Origin of the sequence: Niabella digestorum (assembly GCF_036409055.1) — a bacterium.
GTDB lineage: Bacteria > Bacteroidota > Bacteroidia > Chitinophagales > Chitinophagaceae > Niabella > Niabella composti.
Genome location: NZ_JAZGLY010000006.1, coordinates 1 through 18,324 on the forward strand (window position 1 = coordinate 1; position 18,324 = coordinate 18,324).

Genomic DNA, 18,324 nt, shown 5'->3' on the forward strand with positions numbered 1-18,324 from the left:
TCAATGCTCTGTTGTCCTTCTCTGCCGTAGTATGGGGCGGTAGCTTTATAGAGAAAGTGTAGCTCTAAATGTTGATTTACTTTTCGATAGAAATCCTCTTGAGGAACTAAACAGTCTAAGCTCAGCTCGTAAAACAATTTGGGTGTAAAATCTTTTCGTCCTTGCATATAGCAAGTTACAAAAAATAATTATATTTGATTTGAGTTGTGCAACAGGCACACGGGTTTTGCGTCAGGCGGGGTGACGTGCAAACTTGGAGCTTTGTGCTTCTATTTAAGTTCAGTGCTGGTTGACAGTTTTGTGCTCCGAAACCCGCCCGAACGCAAAGCCCGAAAACGTTAGCGGCAAGTTTACGGACATCACCACACAAAAAATAAACATTGAAAGGTCACAAAATTATTGCAATATGAATACGTTTTTGAAAATTTCGTTAGGGTTTGTACTTGGAGTAGTTTGTACAATTGGTGTATTATACATTATCGCAGCAACACAAAACACAGAAGAAAATAGATTACGTGAAGAAATCAGAATGAAAGCGTTAAAAAAACTTAATCAATCTTTTGGCGATTCTGATATAGATGAAAACGGACAAAGAAATATCCAATCATTTGAACTCACCACAAAAAAAGGTATAGTTAAATTGCATACATATATGTCAAAAGACTCTGTTAAGATTCTTATGGGGCGTCCACAATCAACTAATATAAATAATTATGGATATAATGACGAGGTTCACGAAACGTGGAAGTACAAAGGGTCAAATAAATATATAGATGAATTTACCATTGAATTTATCAATGGTAAGTTGAAATCCGTTAGTCAATATAAAGAATAAAAACTATTGACAACTAAAACCAGCCGCTAACATCGCATTGGCGCAATTGCGGCATCTTTCCCAACGTTAGGTTTTCAATTTACAAACGCTCATGCGGTTTCAATTTATTTCATAAATTTATAAAACCGCATTGGGCGTTTGTTAGTTCAGTTTGTAATTAATAGCTTTAGCCAAAATCCGCAACTGCACAGCCAATGCGCCAACGTTACCTGCAAGCTTAAACAACCTTGTTACTCTTGACAATTAAAAATGATAATATGAATAAATTTTATATAGCACTATTGCTGACAATTACAATGTATGGTTGCCACCAATCGGACAATAAAATAGTTGACACCAAAGAAACTGAAACGACAAAAAATTCTGTAAATATTGACTCTGGTTATACAATTATAAAAACTAACAAATTAGTAACTGCAAATGCAACCAAACCTTATTCAACAAAAAGTAGAAAAGCAACGCAATTTGCATTAGACAAAAATTCACGACAAGAGAAAGCAGAAAATTTTATCATAAAAATATCGGACAAAAAGGTTTTGGTTTGTGACGCTAATAATAAGACTCTTAAAGACCTCTCCATAATAAAACAGTGGACTGACAAATCTGGCCCTTCAACTGTATATGATTTGAAAGACGGAAGCGGAGTGGAATACTCACTTGACCATTATATAGATTATCAGAAGAAAAACTTTTTGAGATTTCGGTTTAGCAATTCTTTAGAAACATACACGGACGAATAACAACAAGTGCAAAAAAACCAGCAGGTAACAAGGGTTTTGCGATAGTGGGGCGAAACTGCAAAGTTCAACGGTAGTTCTTCGATTGAACTTTTGTACAAAAAAAAAGATTTGTGCTTCGATTGCCCCACCATCGCAAAGCCCCGAAACGTTGTAGCCAATTATACAGACTGAGCACACAAAGATTAAATATTGACATGAAACCCAAAGAATTACTAATAGAAGCTGTAAATAAATTTTATGAAAGAAAAGCTCAAAAAGAAGGGATTTATGTTCTCCGATTCACAATTGAAATTTACGAAAAAGCCAAAGGACGATCTTATTGGTGTAATTGGCTTTAGGGCAATGTCATATAGTCTATCTTCGAGAAAAATATAGTATTCAATCAAGATAAAAACGTAATCGAGCATGAAAAAAATAGTTAGTTTAATAGTTGGTTTAGTTATCACGCTGGTAACTTTTACAATCTCAGCACAGCAACCAAAATTTACAGACGTTTATCCTTACATCGAAAATCCAGCGGTATTTGAAGTCAACCAGACTGAAGGACACACGGTTTGTATTCCTTGGGAGTCGATTGAAGAAGCATTAAATCTTAAGAAATCGGATTCAGAGAATGTGCTTTCGTTAAATGGAAAGTGGAAGTTCCATTTTGCCCATACTCCGGAAGGTACACCCACCGACTTTTTTACATCAAATTTTAACGATCAGGAATGGTCTGAAATTATAGTTCCCTCCAACTGGGAAATGCAGGGCTTTGGCGATCCCCAGTTTCGCAATGTAGCACATCCTTTTCAATCCAATCCACCTTATGTTCCTCGCGAATACAACCCTACAGGCTCGTATCGCAAAGCATTTACCCTGCCGCCAGATTGGAATGGCAAACGCATTTTTTTGCGCATGGAGAAAACTGCCTCGGCATCGTTTGTCTGGATCAACGGACAGGAAGTGGGTTACAACCAAGGGGCCCAAGAGCCAGCAGAATATGATATTACCAATTACCTGAAACCAGGGGAAAATACTATTGCCGTCAACGTAATTAAATATTCAGATGGTGTGTATCTCGAGAGTCAGGACTATTGGCGCCTTGCTGGTATATTCGACGATGTCTGGTTGTATGCAAAAAAGGATGTGCATATCTTCGACTGGTATGCCACCACCGACCTGGACGAAAACTATGTAAATGCAAAACTAAATTTGCAGATTACTGTAAATAACCAATCGACAACCGACAAACAGAACTACAAAGTTCGCACTTCGCTGTTTGATGCAAGCAATACATTGGTTCAGGATTTTACTTCTGATGCAGTTCAAATTAGTGCAGATGATAAGCAAATTATAAATGTTTCATCAGAAGTATTAAATCCTAAAAAGTGGACTGCCGAAACACCCAATCTCTATCGGTTAACAATGGAATTAATAAACAATGAAGGAAAAACCGAAGAAGTAATTACTGGTCGTATTGGTTTTAAAGAAACCGAAATCCGCAATCAGGTTTTCTACCTCAATGGCAAGGCCATAAAACTTAACGGTATCAATACGCACATGCAACACCCCGATTTGGGGCATACCATGGACGAAGCCACCATTCGGAAAGATTTTGAACTGTTTAAACAATTCAATATAAATTGTGTGCGCATATCACACTATCCACCTGTATCACGCTATTTAGAACTGGCCGACGAATATGGATTCTATATTATTGACGAAGCAGGAGTTGAAGCTCATGCTACTGAATATTTGTCCTATAGGGCTGAGTGGGAGCCCATGTATCGAGAGCGGGTTCGCAAAATGGTATTGCGCGACCGCAATCATCCTTCCATTCTTTTCTGGAGTGCAGGCAACGAGGCTGGGGAAGGGGAAAATATATGTGCTGTAATTGATGAAGGACGGAAATATGACAGTACACGATACTGGATGTATGGAGGGAATGCTTTTTCTCACCCTTGTGAAGAGATTATTGGTCCACGTTATGCTACTCCTTTTGATCTCAAAACACAGGTGGGAATGGTTCCTGAAAGTGTTGATGCGCGACCATCGTTTATGGACGAATACCTTTCGGTGGCCGGGAATGCCGGTGGTGGACTTGATGAATATTGGGATGTCATTTACCAGTATCCACGCATCATGGGTGGAGCAATCTGGGATTTTGTGAGTCCAGGCTTGCGCGAGCCAGTTCGTAAATTGACAGATTCTTCACCAAACAAGGTCGCAACTCACATCATGGGACGCGCAAAACTGGTTGCCGGACACGATGGAAAAGGCATTGATCTGAATGGTCACGACCAATGGGTGGAAGTTTACCAGGATAAAAACATCGAAATTTCGGGCAATGAATTAACGGTTTCGCTTTGGATTTTTCCACGTGAGTTAATGAATATGGGCGGAACAATACTCACCAAAGGAAACTATCAATTTGGCTTGCAGCAAATCGGTGCCGATCAACTTGAATTTTATATTTATACCAATAAAAAAGAATTCATACGGGCTGAATTACCCGAAAATTGGATAGAAAACTGGCATCATGTAGCAGGCATTTATGACGGGAAAACGATGTCACTATTTATCAACAACAAAAAGGTTGCTGAAAAACCGGTCACCAGAAACATAACCAATTTTCCTTTTCCTATTAATGTGGGTAGGAATGCCGAGACACATGGTCAGCATACCTCCGTTTATTTGTGCGATGCCATTATCGATCAGGTGGGTGTTTTCCCCAAAGCGATTGAAATAAATGATTTATATGCATCAAAACCCGACTTGAAAAAACATGCAGCTTTGTGGCTCGATTTTGAACAGGAGGAAAAGGAAGGCGAGTTTTTCAGCTATGGAATTGGAGCGCGTACTTATGGAAGTATCTGGCCCAATCGGGTTCCGCAACCTGAAATGTGGCAAATAAAGAAGTCGGCTCAACCTATTTCTGTAAAGTGGAGCAATGCCGAAAAAATGGAAATTGAAGTACAGAATCGACACTTCTTTACCAATACAAATGTCTTTGATGCACGTTGGAGTCTGGAGGAAAATGGAACATCTATAGCTTCAGGAAACTTGGAAGTGGATGTCGAACCGGAAGCAGAAGGAATCTACGTTCTTCCTATCCCAAAGCCTCAGCTAAAAGCCGGTTCAACCTATTTGGTAACAGTTAGTTTTCATTTGAAGGAAGCTACACAATGGGCACCGAAGGGGTTTGAACTGTGTTGGGATCAATTGGAATTACCATGGTTTGTTCCTGCTGATAAAAAATTGGTAAAGCATCTGACCAATCCTTTAAAAATTACAGATAGTGAACAACATTTAATTGTATCCGGAAAAAACTTTGATTATACATTTGATAAAGCCGATGGGCAATTGTACTCCATGAAATACATGGGTACAGAATTGCTGAAACAGGGAGCCCAACTCAATGTTTGGCGTGCCCCTTTGGCGAACGAACTGGACGACTGGACTACTTATTCGGTTAATGTATATCCCAGAACTGAGGGCTACGGAAGAATGATTGCCACTGCATGGTATTCTACCGGTCTGGATAAAATGAAGTCAAAACTTGAATCATTTCGGGTTGAAAAGAAAGATGAGAATATAATTGTCAGTATTAGTGAAATTGCTCTCTTTGGAAATGAAGACAGGGCAGGCTTTGAGAATGAAATGATTTATACGATCTCGCCCGACGGTGATATTATTTTACAGCACACAATTCATCCGAATGGAAACATGCCCATGTACTTGCCACGCATTGGAACAAAATGGGTATTAAATAGCCAGATGCAAAATGTAGAATGGCTTGGTCGCGGGCCACAGGAGAATTATCCCGATCGCAAAACCGGATACCGTATTGGGCTTTATCAGTCAACAGTGGATAATATGTTTGAGCCCTATTTAATACCTCAAGATTGTGGTTTGCGAACAGATAACCAATATGTAAGAATAACAAATGATGAAGGAATCGGTATCGAGTTCTCGGCAACACAACCATTTAATTTTAATTGCTATAATTACAGCACGGAAAATTTGTCAAAGGCAAAATACACCTATCAATTGAACAAATCGGATGGTGTAACATTCAATTTCGACTATCAAACTACCGGGGTAGGATGCACGGCTATTGGGGTGATTAATAAATATCAAACCATTCCTCAAACCATACAGTTCACAAGTTCAATAAAACCATTTAAAATCAATAAGTAAGCCTGATAATTTTTAAAATAATAAGAGCCATAATGCTTAACTATATGACATTGGGCTTTAGGGGTTCAAAAAATAATACGACAGATACAATTATTGATTTTGAGGTAAGATTGAAACAGAGTTTTAAGATGACAAAATCAAGAATGGAATATTTGAAAAAAATAACTGGCTACAACAACGGGTCATAAAACATGCCGGTTTTAGTGGGTTTTCAAGCGTCTCGTCCCGCATCAAGTTTTGTATCGTGGGATACAGACGCAGCTCCGAAATCCGGCACGTTTCATACCCGCGACCGTTAGCAGCAAGCGTAAAAAGACCGTGCAACCCTGACAGTAACGGACAGACAAACAAGAGAAGCGTAAACCATTTTGACAGATAAACAAAGACATACAGACCATATTACAAACGGACAAGAACTAAGCCGACACACCTTGCCGACCCTTCTGTATTTTTTCTTTTCCCTACCGCACATTTTTTTATTCAATTTTTTGCCACCGCACAATGGCACATTGGCTTTTGCCCCGACACACAAAAGCCCACGCTTCGGCAAAATCCAAAGAGCCATTTTTCCCAACGCTTTTTTAACTTTGCATTTATAAACATCTATATAGAGAACACTATGCTATCAACAGAGAAAACATTATCAGAAGTAATAGAAATACTAAGACAACGTGGTTATACAGAAGACTTTAACTTGTTGGAAGAAAACATATCTTACAAAAAAGGAGGCGAAAAAGTTGATTTGAACGACATCGTTATTGACAAAATATATCGTTTTACAGGACAAAACGACTTGGAAGACGAAGCCATTTTATACGCAATGACAAATCAAAAAGACGGAGCTAAAGGCGTATTTGTCAATGGGTATGGAACTTACACAGACTCAGGGGCAAACGCTGTTATCAGTAAGATAACCGTTAATGAAAATGATAATGACGATTGGACAATAAAATAATGAATTATACTAACTTTGCAGCGTGAAATATTTCTCCTTCATATTAGCCCTTTATGTTTTGTTGCTGACAGCAGCACCAAACTTGGTGGAGGACAATTGTTTTCAGGAGCAAACAACCGAACAATCACAAGACAATCAAAGTGACAAAGATTGTAGCGATTGTTGTTCACCATTTATGAGTTGCAATACCTGTTTGGGTTTTACTTTTCCAATAGCAAAATTTTCAATACACTCTATCCTCACTTATTCAGACAAAAAAGTTTCTATTTACAAGGAAAATACAACGTCTGACTTTTTCTCTTCCATTTGGCAACCGCCCAAGATTAGTTAATGTTTCCGTGCCTTCGGCACAATAACAAATTGCGGTGCTACGCACCGCCAATTCTTATTTTTCAAACATTAATAATCATTTAGGCAATGAAGTTTAAAATCATTTTGCTGCTAATGGTAGCATTCAACATAAATACCGTATTCGGACAGAATACATTTAAAGCGGTCATAAAAGACAGCGAAACAAAAGAGCCGTTAATCGGTGCGACAGCTATTTTATCAGAAACGGCAACAGGAGCAACCGCAGACATTAACGGAATGATAACCTTAACCAATATCCCAAACGGAAAGCAGATAATTGAATTTCGTTACATCGGTTATGAAACAAGAAAAGACACGTTTGATTTTCCGTTGACAACATCAAACCTGATAGAGATTTTTCTCAAATCAAATGCAGACGAATTGGACGAAATTGTGATTTCATCTACCCGAAGTTCCAGAACCATAAAGGACATTCCGACAAGAATTGAATTTATTGCAGGGGAAGAATTAGAAGAAAAAGGAAATATGAAAGCAGGCGATATTCGTATGCTTTTAAGTGAAAGCACAGGCATACAAACGCAGCAAACTTCCGCAACGTCTGCCAATGCTTCTATTCGTATTCAGGGACTTGACGGACGATATACACAAATTCTTAAAGACGGATTTCCGCTATATGCAGGAGCAGCAAGCGGTTTAGGACTTTTGCAAACGCCACCGCTTGACTTAAAGCAAGTAGAAATTATTAAAGGTTCTTCATCTACACTTTACGGAGGCGGAGCAATAGCAGGATTGGTAAACCTTATTTCCAAAACACCGACAGATGAAAAAGAATTACGTTTTCATTTAAACGGAAGTTCGGGCAGAGGTTTTGACATTAACGGTTTTTACGGACAGCGATTTAACAAAATCGGGACAACTATTTTTGCTGCACATAACCGCAATTGGGCTTATACCCCATCGGGTGATTTTTCAGCTATTCCAAAATTTGACAGGTATGTTTTCAATCCTAAGTTATTTGTTTATTTCAGCGACAAAACAAAACTGAATGTTGGAATAAACACAGCTATTGAAAACCGTATCGGTGGCGACATACATTTTATACAAGGAAAAGGCGACACTATCCACAGTTATTTTGAAGAAAACAAAACACAACGCTATTCCACGCAATTGTCTTTTGACCATAAATTTAATGACAAAAGTTTCTTCAATTTCAAGAACAGTGTGAGTTATTTTAACAGGATAATCAATATTCCAAATTACAGTTTTGACGGCACACAAACAGCCACATTCAGCGAAGCAAGCTATACCAATGTTCGGGAAAAAACAGAATGGGTTGCAGGTGTAAATCTTTGGTCGGATAACTTTCAGGAAAAGCAGACAGACACTTTTCCGTTGAGAAATTACGACCAAATTACTTTTGGTGCATTTGCTCAAAATTCGTGGAAAGCAACCAAGTGGCTCAATCTTGAAACAGGTTTCAGAGCCGACTATGTTATTGATTATGGTATTGCCTTGCTGCCAAGAGTTTCAGCATTATTCAAAATAACCGACAAATTTTCTTCACGGCTTGGCGGTGGCTTTGGCTATAAAACGCCAACCATATTTACAGAGGAAAGCGAACGCATACAATACCAAAATGTAATGCCCATTGATAAAAACATCAACAAATTGGAACGCAGTTACGGAGGAAATTTTGATTTTAATTATCGCACCGTATTTGGCGAAAAAGTAACGTTCAGTATCAACCAACTTTTTTTCTATACCTATTTGAATAACCCTTTGTTGCTTGAATCTCAAACAGGCGGATTATACCAATTTATCAATTCGACAGGACACATTGATACAAGAGGAACGGAAACCAATATCAAAATCGGGTATGATGATTTTAAATTGTTTTTGGGTTATACATTTACCGATACCCGCTTGCATCAAAACGGAATTTTGACAAATACACCGCTTACGCCAAAGCACAGGATAAATTCAGTTTTAATGTATGAAGTAGAGGACAAATGGAAAGTAGGTTTGGAAGCGTATTATTTCAGTCCTCAAAAATTGAGTGACGGTGCAACAGGAAAACAATATGTGCTTTGTGGTTTTATGGTTGAAAAGCTATGGGAGAAATTTTCGGTTTACATCAACTTTGAAAATTTCCTTGACGCAAGGCAAACCCGATTTGACACTATTTATACAGGCACAGTAACTAATCCTGTTTTCAGGGATATTTACGCACCGCTTGACGGTTTTTTAATTAATGGTGGTATAAAACTAAAATTGTAGCAATTATGCAAAAGACAATATTTAACATTACAAAAATGGATTGCCCAAGTGAGGAGCAATTAATACGGATGAAACTGCAAAAGTTTGATGAAATAAAATCATTGGACTTTGACATTCCAAACCGAAAATTAGCAGTTCATCATAATGGAAAACCAGAGCCGATACACTTGGCTTTAAATACGCTGAACCTTGATACCTCTTTGGTTTCAACGGAAGAAAGCAGAGTAGAAATTGAAACGGACACAAGCAATAAACAACGGAAATTGTTATGGACGGTTCTTATTATCAATTTTCTGTTTTTCGGCTTGGAAATGCTGTTTGGAATTTTTTCCAACTCAATGGGATTAGTGGCAGACAGTTTGGATATGCTCGCAGACAGTATTGTTTACGGATTGGCATTATTTGCGGTAGGTGGAACAATAACGAGAAAAAACAATATCGCAAAATTTGCAGGATATTTTCAAATACTTCTTGCTGTAATTGGTTTTGTAGAAGTAGTCAGACGATTTATAGGAGTTGAGAAAATGCCTGATTTTCAAACAATGATTATCGTTTCTGTTTTGGCTCTTATCGCTAATGTAATTTGTCTTTACTTATTACAAAAGGGTAAAAGCAAAGAAGCTCATATGCAAGCAAGTATGATTTTCACTTCCAATGACGTAATTATTAATTCGGGTGTTATCGTTGCAGGACTTTTGGTTAATTGGCTTAATTCAGGTTATCCCGACTTGATTATTGGAGCAATCGTTTTTATAATTGTTGCAAGAGGAGCATACAGAATATTACAATTAGCGAAGTAAAAAGCCAACGCACACAAGCACACACATTTTGTAGCCGCTACAAGCCGACACGCAAACCAAAGCTGCAAAAAGAGTGTGCTTGTTCCCTAAAAAAATTGAATAAAAAATTTCCTGCCCTTCTGAAAAGAAAAAATACCCGAACGCACAACCCGACAGCGACACTTGGACGACATACAGACAAATGGTTTACTAAGACGGTGGACAGAACGCCAGCAGCTAACAGCGGTTTGGCGTAATGGGGGCGGACGTTCTTCGTATGACAGTTTTTCGTAAATTTGAACTTTCGACTTCGTATGAAGTTTTGTGCTGAAAAGCCCCCACTACGCCAAGCCGCGAACCGTTATGAGAAATGTTTTTTCAGAGCATCCTCCAATAATTCCATTGCGGTTTCTAATCCGCTTTCCATTCCATCTCTCCAACGTGCTTCACCTTCATCAAATGACTGTGTTAATTGCCTACTTCTTTCGAGTTGGTTTCGTAAATCTGCCAAAACACTTCTCATAACAACAGGTTGTTGCAATGAGGTTTCGGTGCTATGTGCTACATTTTCCATTTTATTTAATTTTATCTTTTAATAATCTTTTCGTTCTTTTAATCCGCACTGACAACAACCTGCGGAACGTTAGCTGTAATGCAATCAAAATACAACCTAAATTAGAATTCAATGAAAAAAATCTTTTTAAAAACAATTCCGTTTTTCGCATTAATTATTTTATCTGCAAAAATTTTAAATTGGTTTCTTAATTTTTCTGATACTACAAATAGTATAATAAATTCTTTAATGTTTACTTTAATTGGAATTTCATACTTGATTTTTAGTTTTAGTTTAGAGAATAAATTAAACAGAATTATATTAACAGTTTGTGGTTTATTTTTAATCATTTGGAATTTTTTACCGGAAAAAAATTATCTTACAATTGCTGGTATTTTTGCAATAATAATTCCAATGGTTATTGGAAAACTTTCAAAAGAAACTAAAGAAACAAGAAATTCTTAACAGATAATTTGCACTACAGCTAACAGTGTATTTGCAAAATGCGGGGTTTAAATCAAAGTTGAAAAGCATCAACAATTTACACGCAAAAATGCTTTTCATCTTGATTTTATTTGTAATTTAACAATCTGAAAAAGCATTTTGCTCCGCTCTGTCTGAATTGAACTTCCAGTTAAATTCAACCCGCACTTCGCAAATACTTTTTCGTTATGGGCAACCTTAGACGACAACCCGCAAGGACAACAAACAGACAATGGACGAATTTAAAATCTTTAAAAATTGGCTGACACAAGTTTCCTTTCTGACAGAAAAGGACTGTTCGCTTTTTGAACCCTTTTTAAAGACAAAACAACTTAAAGCGAAAGACTACTTTTTGACCGAAGGAAAAATTTGTCACGAAATCGGCTTTATCAATCAAGGCTGTTTCAGAACTTATTACCTTGCAGACGGAAAGGAAATCAACACGCATTTTGCATTTGAAAATGAATTTGTAACGGACTATGACAGCTTTTTACAAAGTAAACCAAGCCGCTACTTCATTCAGGCATTGGAAGACGCTGAAATTGTAACATTCAATTTATCCGCTTTACAAAATGCCTACAACCAATCGCAAAATTGGGAACGCTTTGGCAGAATGATAGCCGAACAATCTTACAAGCTGACAACCCAACGTGTTGAGAGCTTTTTGTTTTTAGACGGAGAGCAACGTTACCTTGACTTACTTGAAAACCAACCTCACATTCTTGACAGAATACCGTTATATCATATTGCTTCCTACTTAGGTCTTGAACGGGAAAGCTTGAGCCGACTACGGAAAAAAATTGCTTACAAGTAGCGATTGTAACATTTGTCAATTTCTTCTTTATTCACCTTTGAGACTTTTGCAGTGTAAAATTTAATGTTTCACTAAAAAAGTTTCAGAATGAAAAAGATAATTTTTTCCGCTACTGCAATTGCTTTTATGATTTTGGCGAGTTGCAGCACTTCAAAACAAGTAATCATTCCACTTAACCGTTCCGTTGAGTTGGACGACACCTACACAATTATTTGGAACGGTGTCAGCAAAGCATACCGATACGAAAACGGACAATGGTTGCGAGCAGAAAGTTATGATTACCAATTTGACGTTGTTCAAAAACGCTACGACAATCATTGGAAGTCCGTTAAATCGCTTCACCGTATTCACCCCGACTATGACGGCAAAGCGGGTAACAGAGACCAGACAATGTATTTTGAAGTTGCTTACCAAAATCTGATTGACGGAAAAGTGCAAGCAACTATCAATTCATCGCTTGGCAACGGAACGGGAACAACAGACGCAGAATTTCGTAAATCCGTTTTGATAATGTATGTTCCAAATGCAAGTAAGTTTATGCCGTATAACAAGTTTAGAATTACGCAAAACTACAACTACGAAGAAGGTGTGCTGACCGAAACTGTTGAACTCATCAAAGAAAAAGGCGGCAAAGAAATTCCGTTTATGAAGAACGAAGAAACCGCTTTGATTTTTATTAAAAGTAAATTGGACAAAGCACCAACAACCTTTAAACACTAACAGCTATGACAAACGAAGCAAGAAAAATAAGCGGTTACATTTTGCTTTCCGTTCCGACAATCATTTACGGTGGGTATTTTTTGCTCACCGTTTTAAGCGGACAACAGGAACATTTGCAATTAACGGACTTCCAAAAATCAATGTTCCGTGCAGGACACGCCCACGCAGGTGTTTTGGTCATTCTTGCGTTAGTTGCTCAACTCTTCGCAGACCACGCTTCTTTGTCCAATCGTTGGAAATGGTTTGCCCGACTTTCATTCCCGATTTCAGCCATTACAATTAGCTTAGGCTTCTTTGCGGCAGCTATCGGCAGACAAATTACCGAACCGACAGGACTAATTTTCATTTTGTATGTTGGTATTGCAATACTGACTTTTGGACTTTTGACATTGGGAATTGGACTAATCCGACAGAAGAAAAAACTTGGGACGGATTTCTTCTCCATCTTCATCTATTTGAAGTGTTTTGCGTGATCCTGGCATATCCTTATATGCTTCTTGTTTCCAAGCGTGATGTTGTTCGACTTCCTTCTGCTTTTGCGGGGTAACTTGATAGTCAGAGTGCGTGTTTAATTCTTCTGTATAAACCTTTGCATCGGCTATGATTTCTTTTTCCACCAAACTATCCATACTTGCATTGGCTTTGATAAAAGCACTGTCCACACATTGACGCTTTCCGCGTACCATTCCTTTTTGAACGCATTTGCGTAAGATGTCTTGAAATAAACTTAAAAATACTTCTTCGCCATACAGTTGACGCGTCCGTGAGATGGTCGAATGCCAAGGTAATTCTTCATCTAAATCATACCCCAAAAACAATCTTATACTTAAGCTGTCTGCACAGTAGCGCAATAAGGCTCTATCGCTGTTGATATTGTTGAGATAACCAACCAGCAGTATCTTAAAAAACACAACAGGATCTATACTTTCTTGTCCTTCTTTGCCATAAAATGCAGAAGTGGCTTTGTATAAAAAATGAAGATTTAGTTCTTTTTGGAGTATTCTATAAAAATTATCTTGAGGAACCAGTAGCTCTAAGCTGGTCTGATAAAACAATTGAGGTGAAAAATGTTTACGTCCTTGCATATCTACAAGAATGCAAATACTATACCTAATTACTCTATTTCCACATCATTGTTTATAACTTTGTATAGTTGTGCAACAAGCACATCAGCTTGGTGAAATGCGGGGTTAATTGCTAAATTGAAATTCTACTTCCCTATCCGCATATGGCTGGTCGCTTTTGTTTTTTAGTAAATTTACAAAAAGGCTGACAGCTTGGGATTCGTTCGGTTCTGAATTGAACTTTTGCTCAATTCAAGTCCGCACTTCGCCAATTGGCGGCCTGTAGGTGCTTACTTGGGCACATACAGGATGTATTTTTCTTCAAAATAAGGTTCAGGAAAAAGGTCTATAATAGAGGTGATATAAGGCCGGGTACCGCTCTGTTGTATTTCCAGCGCCAAATCTCCACCTTTTAAACAAATAAGGCCAGGAGCAGGGGTATCCTCACTACGTTGAGCATTGTTTTTGCTAATAATGGGTTTGCTCCATCGCCACAAATCTTTAAGTGGAGCTACCGCTCGCGACACTACATAATCGAATTTTTTATCCTTTATGGCCTCTACTCTGGTATGCTGGGTGGTTATATTTTTCAGGCCGATAGCATTAGCTACTTCCTCAACTACTTTCAGTTTTTTGGCAATGCTGTCTACCATATGAAACTGTACCTCGGGGAAAAATATAGCCAGAGGAATCCCGGGGAATCCCCCTCCACAGCCCAAATCCAACACGGTATTGCCTGCATCGAAGTTATAGGCAGCAGCAATGCTTAAAGAATGAAGAACATGCTTTTCATACAAACTACCAATGTCTTTGCGACTGATAACGTTAATTTTTTCATTCCAGTCTTTGTACAAAGCATCCAAGGCCTCCAGCTGCTTTAGCTGAGTATCGGTAAAATCAGCGAAGTATTTTAAAATAATCTCCATGAAAAGCAAAAGTATTAATATCAAGTGGATATCGGTAGCATTATGCTGTTGGCATTTTTATGTTTTACCAAGTCTTTTTTTCTTTTTTCCAGAGTGTAGGAGCGAAAAAGAGGTAGTAAAAGAACATCCATACATCCATCAGTAAAATCCAACCCTGCAAATCTATTTCATTCAGTTTTTTCATGGCTTTAGAAAAGATAAAATATTGTACGGCCGATTTTACAATCAATATACCTAATGCTACTTGCCAGTTATAAAGTAGCGCCGTGGCAATAAGTAACGGATAGAATAAAAAATGCGATAGACTATATAGTCCCAATAACAACTTATGCTTGAATTTGTAATACTTTGAAGTGCTATAATGCCTGGTCTTTTGATGGCGCCATTCTTTCCATTTTTTCTTGGGAACACTGATAGTGTGGGCCTGGGGTTCAATCATAATAGCTGTATTGCGACGCGTGGCGGCTTTACTTATAAATAAATCATCGTCACCGCCGGGTATATAATTAATACTTGCAAACCCTTTATGTTTATTAAATAAAGTTTTTTTATAGCTTAGATTTCGGCCTACACCCATGTAGGGAACGCCGGCCAATGCATATGAAAGATATTGCAATGCGGAGTGAAAGGTTTCCCAACGGATGATTTTATTGAGCAGTCCCGGATGTTTTTCATAAGCGCCATAACCCAGTACAATTTCAATTTCGGATTTGTAATAAGCGCTTTGCATGTGAGCTGCCCATAATGGAGATGCGGGCACACAATCGGCATCGGTAAGCAATAAATGCTCGTTTCGGGCCTCGCGAATGCCAATGGATAGCGGATATTTTTTACCTACGCTTTCTTTGTGTTGTCTTTCAAGATTAATAACCCGTAATCTGGAATAATTGCGCGACAGCCATTGCATCACATGTTTGGTGTTATCTTCCGAATTATCGTTTACCACCAGTACTTCGTATTCATTGGTGTATTGCTGTTGCAAAAGGTGGGGTATGTTTTTCTCCAGATTATATTGTTCGTTTCTGGCACAAACTATTATTGAGTAGGGAGCAGGGGGGGGAGCCACTTCAGAAGTAGGAGTTTTGTAAAAAGCTAAGCGGGCAAAGAAAAAAAGGTAATAAAAGATCAGACAAAAACTGAAAAATGCTAATAATAGAAAAATTATATAAGCAGTAGAAAATAGCATACAAGCAAATATATAATCTAACTGTTTACTTTTGCCACAAATGGCAAGATTAAGTTTTCAAGTACAGCATACGGATAGCACTACGTCGGCCAGAGCCGGCGTTATAACCACGGATCACGGTCAGATCGAAACCCCAATATTTATGCCGGTAGGTACGGTGGGTAGTGTAAAGGCCGTTGCGCAGCAACAATTGCTGAATGACGTGAAGGCCCAAATTATCTTAGGCAATACTTACCACTTGTATTTAAGACCCGGTACAGATGTTTTGGAGCAAGCAGGAGGTTTGCACCGATTTAATCATTGGGAGCGGCCTATTTTAACGGATAGTGGTGGGTATCAGGTATTTTCTTTGGCTGGAACCCGAAAAATTAAAGAAGAAGGTGTGACTTTTCAGTCACATATTGATGGGAGTAAGCATTTGTTTACGCCTGAGAGGGTGATGGATATACAACGCAGTATTGGCGGAGACATCATCATGGCATTTGATGAATGTCCCCCTGGAGGAAGTGAATATGGTTATGCCCGTAAGAGCATGGAGCTTACTCATCGTTGGCTAGACAGATGTGTAGCCCAATTCAACGCCACGCCTGATAAGTATGGTTATACGCAAAATCTATTCCCCATAGTACAGGGGGCCACCTATAAGGATTTGCGTAAGCAATCTTGTGAATATATTGCCTCCAAGGATGCTCCAGGGAACGCTATTGGGGGACTGAGTGTGGGAGAGCCCGAGCCGGTAATGTACGAAATTTGTGACTGGTGCTGTCAGTTATTACCTAAGGATAAACCCCGTTATCTGATGGGGGTTGGTACACCATGGAATATACTGGAGTGTATCGGAATGGGCGTGGATATGTTCGACTGTGTAATGCCCACGCGTAACGGGCGGAACGCCATGCTTTTTACCACTCAAGGTGTCATCAATATTGATAATAAGAAATGGGAGTACGACTTTTCCCCCATCGATGAAGAGTTGCCCTGCGAGATGAGCCGTTATTACAGTAAAGCCTACCTGAGACATCTATTTAAAGCAGGCGAAATACTGGCACTAACCATCGCAAGTGTACACAATCTATGTTTTTATTTGTGGCTGGTAGGTGAGGCCCGTAAGCATATTATTGCAGGCGACTATGCTACCTGGAAAAATGAAATGATTATTAAGCTAAAAACAAGGTTATAGATGGCGTTGAGGGGTAGCGAATCAGACGGAAAGCTATTTCAAAGACTAAAAATTATATAAATCCATTATAAAGCATAAAATCCGTCATTACAAGTGTCGGATTTCATATATTTTTGGCAGCTGAATGAAGAAGTTAGACTGGTTTATATTAAAACGTCTGCTGGTCACGTTTGTGTTCTGCATGTTGCTGTTTACCGTTATCGCGGTAGCGGTAGATAGTAGTGAGAAGACGGACGATTTTGTAAAAACGGGTCTCAGTAACTGGGAAATATTTACACAATACTATGTAGGATTTATTCCCTATATCTGGAGTTTATTATTCCCGCTTTTCGTTTTTATAGCTGTTATATTCTTTACCAGTAAAATGGCGATGCGTAGTGAGGTTATCGCCATTCTTGCAAGTGGTATTTCTTTCAATCGGTTTCTACGTCCTTATATTATTGGGGGCGTATTTCTAGCGCTTATTCTTTTTGTAGGACGTTTTTATTTTATACCGAAAGCCAATGTACTCTATACTACTTTCATGCAGGAAAAGCTGGATAAGAACAATCCCTTGAAAAACCGTCAGGAAACGAGTTGTTACAACTGTTTCTTTAAGCGGATTGACAGTACAGCCTACATGGGTGTGAAAAACTACAATGCCCAAACACGAACCAGCGGCACCTTTTTTATGAACCGCGTGCGAAATGGAAAAGTAGTGTATAACCTGCGTGCAGAGTCTATACGATGGGATACTACCGGTGGCAAGGGCAAATGGATTGGGAAGAATGTAGTAGAACGGTATGTGGACAGTCTCGGAGAAAGGGAAAAGCGGTATACTGAAAAAACAATCCAACTCAGCATTTTGCCCACCGAGCTGGTACGGGATGAGTATCTAAAAGACAAACTCACAACACCTCAGTTGGTAAAGTATATCGAAAAAGAAGAGCTGAGAGGTACGGAGGGGTTGAACTCCTTGAAAGTGGAGAGATACAAGCGTACGGCTACACCGATCACTGTACTATTGCTTACCTTTATAGGTGCCGTGGTGGCCAGCCGAAAAACACGCGGCGGAAGTGGATTGCACTTGGCATTAGGAATTGTAATTGCTGCTGCATTTATCATTGCCGACCAGTTTTCTACTGTATTTTCTGTTAAAGGAAATTTTCCGCCCTTAGTGGCCGCCTGGCTGCCCAATATAATCTTCTTTTTTGTGTCTTTAAAGCTATATAGAGATACCCCTAAATAAGCCTAACTTAGGTAAAGGCAGATACGATATAAAAGGGGATATTTCATCATAGTTTTTACATCTTGCGTAAACGTTTGCGCGGTTTTCTTG

16 protein-coding genes are annotated in these 18,324 nt (G+C 38.7%); 12 read left to right on the plus strand and 4 right to left on the minus strand.

Features of this window, described 5'->3' with window-relative positions; translation table 11 throughout:
• Nucleotides 1-406: 406 nt before the first annotated feature.
• From V2H41_RS10610 to V2H41_RS10635, 6 genes are all read left to right on the plus strand, one after another.
• Nucleotides 407-835, plus strand: coding sequence for a hypothetical protein (locus V2H41_RS10610; RefSeq protein WP_330975131.1), 429 nt, complete (start codon nt 407-409; stop codon nt 833-835).
• Nucleotides 836-1,092: 257 nt separating this feature from the next.
• Entirely contained in the window at nt 1,093-1,575 is a 483-nt protein-coding gene (locus tag V2H41_RS10615) for a hypothetical protein (RefSeq protein ID WP_330975132.1), read from the plus strand.
• A 405-nt stretch (nt 1,576-1,980) separates the two neighbouring features.
• Entirely contained in the window at nt 1,981-5,757 is a 3,777-nt protein-coding gene (locus V2H41_RS10620) for a beta-galactosidase small subunit-related protein (RefSeq protein WP_330975133.1), read from the plus strand.
• Nucleotides 5,758-6,376: 619 nt separating this feature from the next.
• Entirely contained in the window at nt 6,377-6,712 is a 336-nt protein-coding gene (locus tag V2H41_RS10625; RefSeq protein WP_042344763.1) for a hypothetical protein, read from the plus strand.
• Between the two features lie 417 nt (nt 6,713-7,129).
• Complete coding sequence (locus V2H41_RS10630) at nt 7,130-9,301, plus strand: TonB-dependent receptor (protein ID WP_330975134.1); 2,172 nt, start codon at nt 7,130-7,132, stop codon at nt 9,299-9,301.
• 5 nt (nt 9,302-9,306) lie between these two features.
• The gene (locus V2H41_RS10635; protein ID WP_330975135.1) at nt 9,307-10,101 is read left to right on the plus strand and encodes a cation efflux transmembrane domain-containing protein; all 795 of its coding nucleotides are present in this window, start codon (nt 9,307-9,309) and stop codon (nt 10,099-10,101) included.
• Nucleotides 10,102-10,441: 340 nt separating this feature from the next.
• Here V2H41_RS10635 and V2H41_RS10640 read toward each other — a convergent pair whose 3' ends face one another.
• A complete protein-coding gene (locus tag V2H41_RS10640) occupies nt 10,442-10,654 on the minus strand; it encodes a hypothetical protein (protein ID WP_330975136.1) in 213 nt (70 codons plus the stop codon).
• Nucleotides 10,655-10,765: 111 nt separating this feature from the next.
• Between V2H41_RS10640 and V2H41_RS10645 the strand changes: the two genes are divergently transcribed.
• From V2H41_RS10645 to V2H41_RS10660, 4 genes are all read left to right on the plus strand, one after another.
• Nucleotides 10,766-11,098, plus strand: a complete 333-nt coding sequence (locus V2H41_RS10645) for a hypothetical protein (protein WP_330975137.1) — start codon at nt 10,766-10,768, stop codon at nt 11,096-11,098.
• 250 nt (nt 11,099-11,348) lie between these two features.
• Nucleotides 11,349-11,930: a Crp/Fnr family transcriptional regulator gene (locus V2H41_RS10650; RefSeq protein ID WP_330975138.1), complete on the plus strand. Its 582-nt coding sequence runs from the start codon at nt 11,349-11,351 to the stop codon at nt 11,928-11,930.
• An 87-nt stretch (nt 11,931-12,017) separates the two neighbouring features.
• Entirely contained in the window at nt 12,018-12,650 is a 633-nt protein-coding gene (locus V2H41_RS10655; protein ID WP_330975139.1) for a hypothetical protein, read from the plus strand.
• A 5-nt stretch (nt 12,651-12,655) separates the two neighbouring features.
• Complete coding sequence (locus V2H41_RS10660; RefSeq protein WP_330975140.1) at nt 12,656-13,123, plus strand: hypothetical protein; 468 nt, start codon at nt 12,656-12,658, stop codon at nt 13,121-13,123.
• On the opposite strand, the gene V2H41_RS10665 is transcribed toward V2H41_RS10660, so the two are convergent.
• From V2H41_RS10665 to V2H41_RS10675, 3 genes are all read right to left on the minus strand, one after another.
• Nucleotides 13,052-13,735 (minus strand): transposase, encoded by a 684-nt coding sequence (locus V2H41_RS10665; protein WP_330975141.1) that lies wholly within the window; start codon nt 13,733-13,735, stop codon nt 13,052-13,054. The genes V2H41_RS10660 and V2H41_RS10665 overlap by 72 nt on opposite strands.
• 269 nt (nt 13,736-14,004) lie before the next feature.
• Nucleotides 14,005-14,640: a 16S rRNA (guanine(527)-N(7))-methyltransferase RsmG gene (rsmG, locus tag V2H41_RS10670; protein ID WP_330975142.1), complete on the minus strand. Its 636-nt coding sequence runs from the start codon at nt 14,638-14,640 to the stop codon at nt 14,005-14,007.
• 64 nt (nt 14,641-14,704) lie between these two features.
• Nucleotides 14,705-15,706: a glycosyltransferase gene (locus tag V2H41_RS10675; protein WP_330975143.1), complete on the minus strand. Its 1,002-nt coding sequence runs from the start codon at nt 15,704-15,706 to the stop codon at nt 14,705-14,707.
• A 160-nt stretch (nt 15,707-15,866) separates the two neighbouring features.
• Between V2H41_RS10675 and tgt the strand changes: the two genes are divergently transcribed.
• Together tgt and V2H41_RS10685 are read left to right on the plus strand one after the other, a co-directional pair.
• On the plus strand, nt 15,867-17,006 hold the full coding sequence (gene tgt, locus V2H41_RS10680) for a tRNA guanosine(34) transglycosylase Tgt (protein ID WP_330975144.1): 1,140 nt from the start codon (nt 15,867-15,869) through the stop codon (nt 17,004-17,006).
• A 124-nt stretch (nt 17,007-17,130) separates the two neighbouring features.
• Complete coding sequence (locus V2H41_RS10685; RefSeq protein WP_330975145.1) at nt 17,131-18,234, plus strand: LptF/LptG family permease; 1,104 nt, start codon at nt 17,131-17,133, stop codon at nt 18,232-18,234.
• Nucleotides 18,235-18,324: the final 90 nt, after the last annotated feature.

Coding starts and splice junctions, on each gene's coding strand:
- V2H41_RS10615 (WP_330975132.1), top strand. CDS start 1,093: ATGAATAAATTTTATATAGCACTATTGCTGACAATTACAATGTATGGT.
- V2H41_RS10630 (WP_330975134.1), top strand. CDS start 7,130: ATGAAGTTTAAAATCATTTTGCTGCTAATGGTAGCATTCAACATAAAT.
- V2H41_RS10660 (WP_330975140.1), top strand. CDS start 12,656: ATGACAAACGAAGCAAGAAAAATAAGCGGTTACATTTTGCTTTCCGTT.
- V2H41_RS10640 (WP_330975136.1), bottom strand. CDS start 10,654: ATGGAAAATGTAGCACATAGCACCGAAACCTCATTGCAACAACCTGTT.
- V2H41_RS10655 (WP_330975139.1), top strand. CDS start 12,018: ATGAAAAAGATAATTTTTTCCGCTACTGCAATTGCTTTTATGATTTTG.
- rsmG (WP_330975142.1), bottom strand. CDS start 14,640: ATGGAGATTATTTTAAAATACTTCGCTGATTTTACCGATACTCAGCTA.
- V2H41_RS10650 (WP_330975138.1), top strand. CDS start 11,349: ATGGACGAATTTAAAATCTTTAAAAATTGGCTGACACAAGTTTCCTTT.
- V2H41_RS10625 (WP_042344763.1), top strand. CDS start 6,377: ATGCTATCAACAGAGAAAACATTATCAGAAGTAATAGAAATACTAAGA.
- V2H41_RS10645 (WP_330975137.1), top strand. CDS start 10,766: ATGAAAAAAATCTTTTTAAAAACAATTCCGTTTTTCGCATTAATTATT.
- V2H41_RS10620 (WP_330975133.1), top strand. CDS start 1,981: ATGAAAAAAATAGTTAGTTTAATAGTTGGTTTAGTTATCACGCTGGTA.
- tgt (WP_330975144.1), top strand. CDS start 15,867: ATGGCAAGATTAAGTTTTCAAGTACAGCATACGGATAGCACTACGTCG.
- V2H41_RS10635 (WP_330975135.1), top strand. CDS start 9,307: ATGCAAAAGACAATATTTAACATTACAAAAATGGATTGCCCAAGTGAG.
- V2H41_RS10685 (WP_330975145.1), top strand. CDS start 17,131: ATGAAGAAGTTAGACTGGTTTATATTAAAACGTCTGCTGGTCACGTTT.
- V2H41_RS10610 (WP_330975131.1), top strand. CDS start 407: ATGAATACGTTTTTGAAAATTTCGTTAGGGTTTGTACTTGGAGTAGTT.
- V2H41_RS10665 (WP_330975141.1), bottom strand. CDS start 13,735: ATGCAAGGACGTAAACATTTTTCACCTCAATTGTTTTATCAGACCAGC.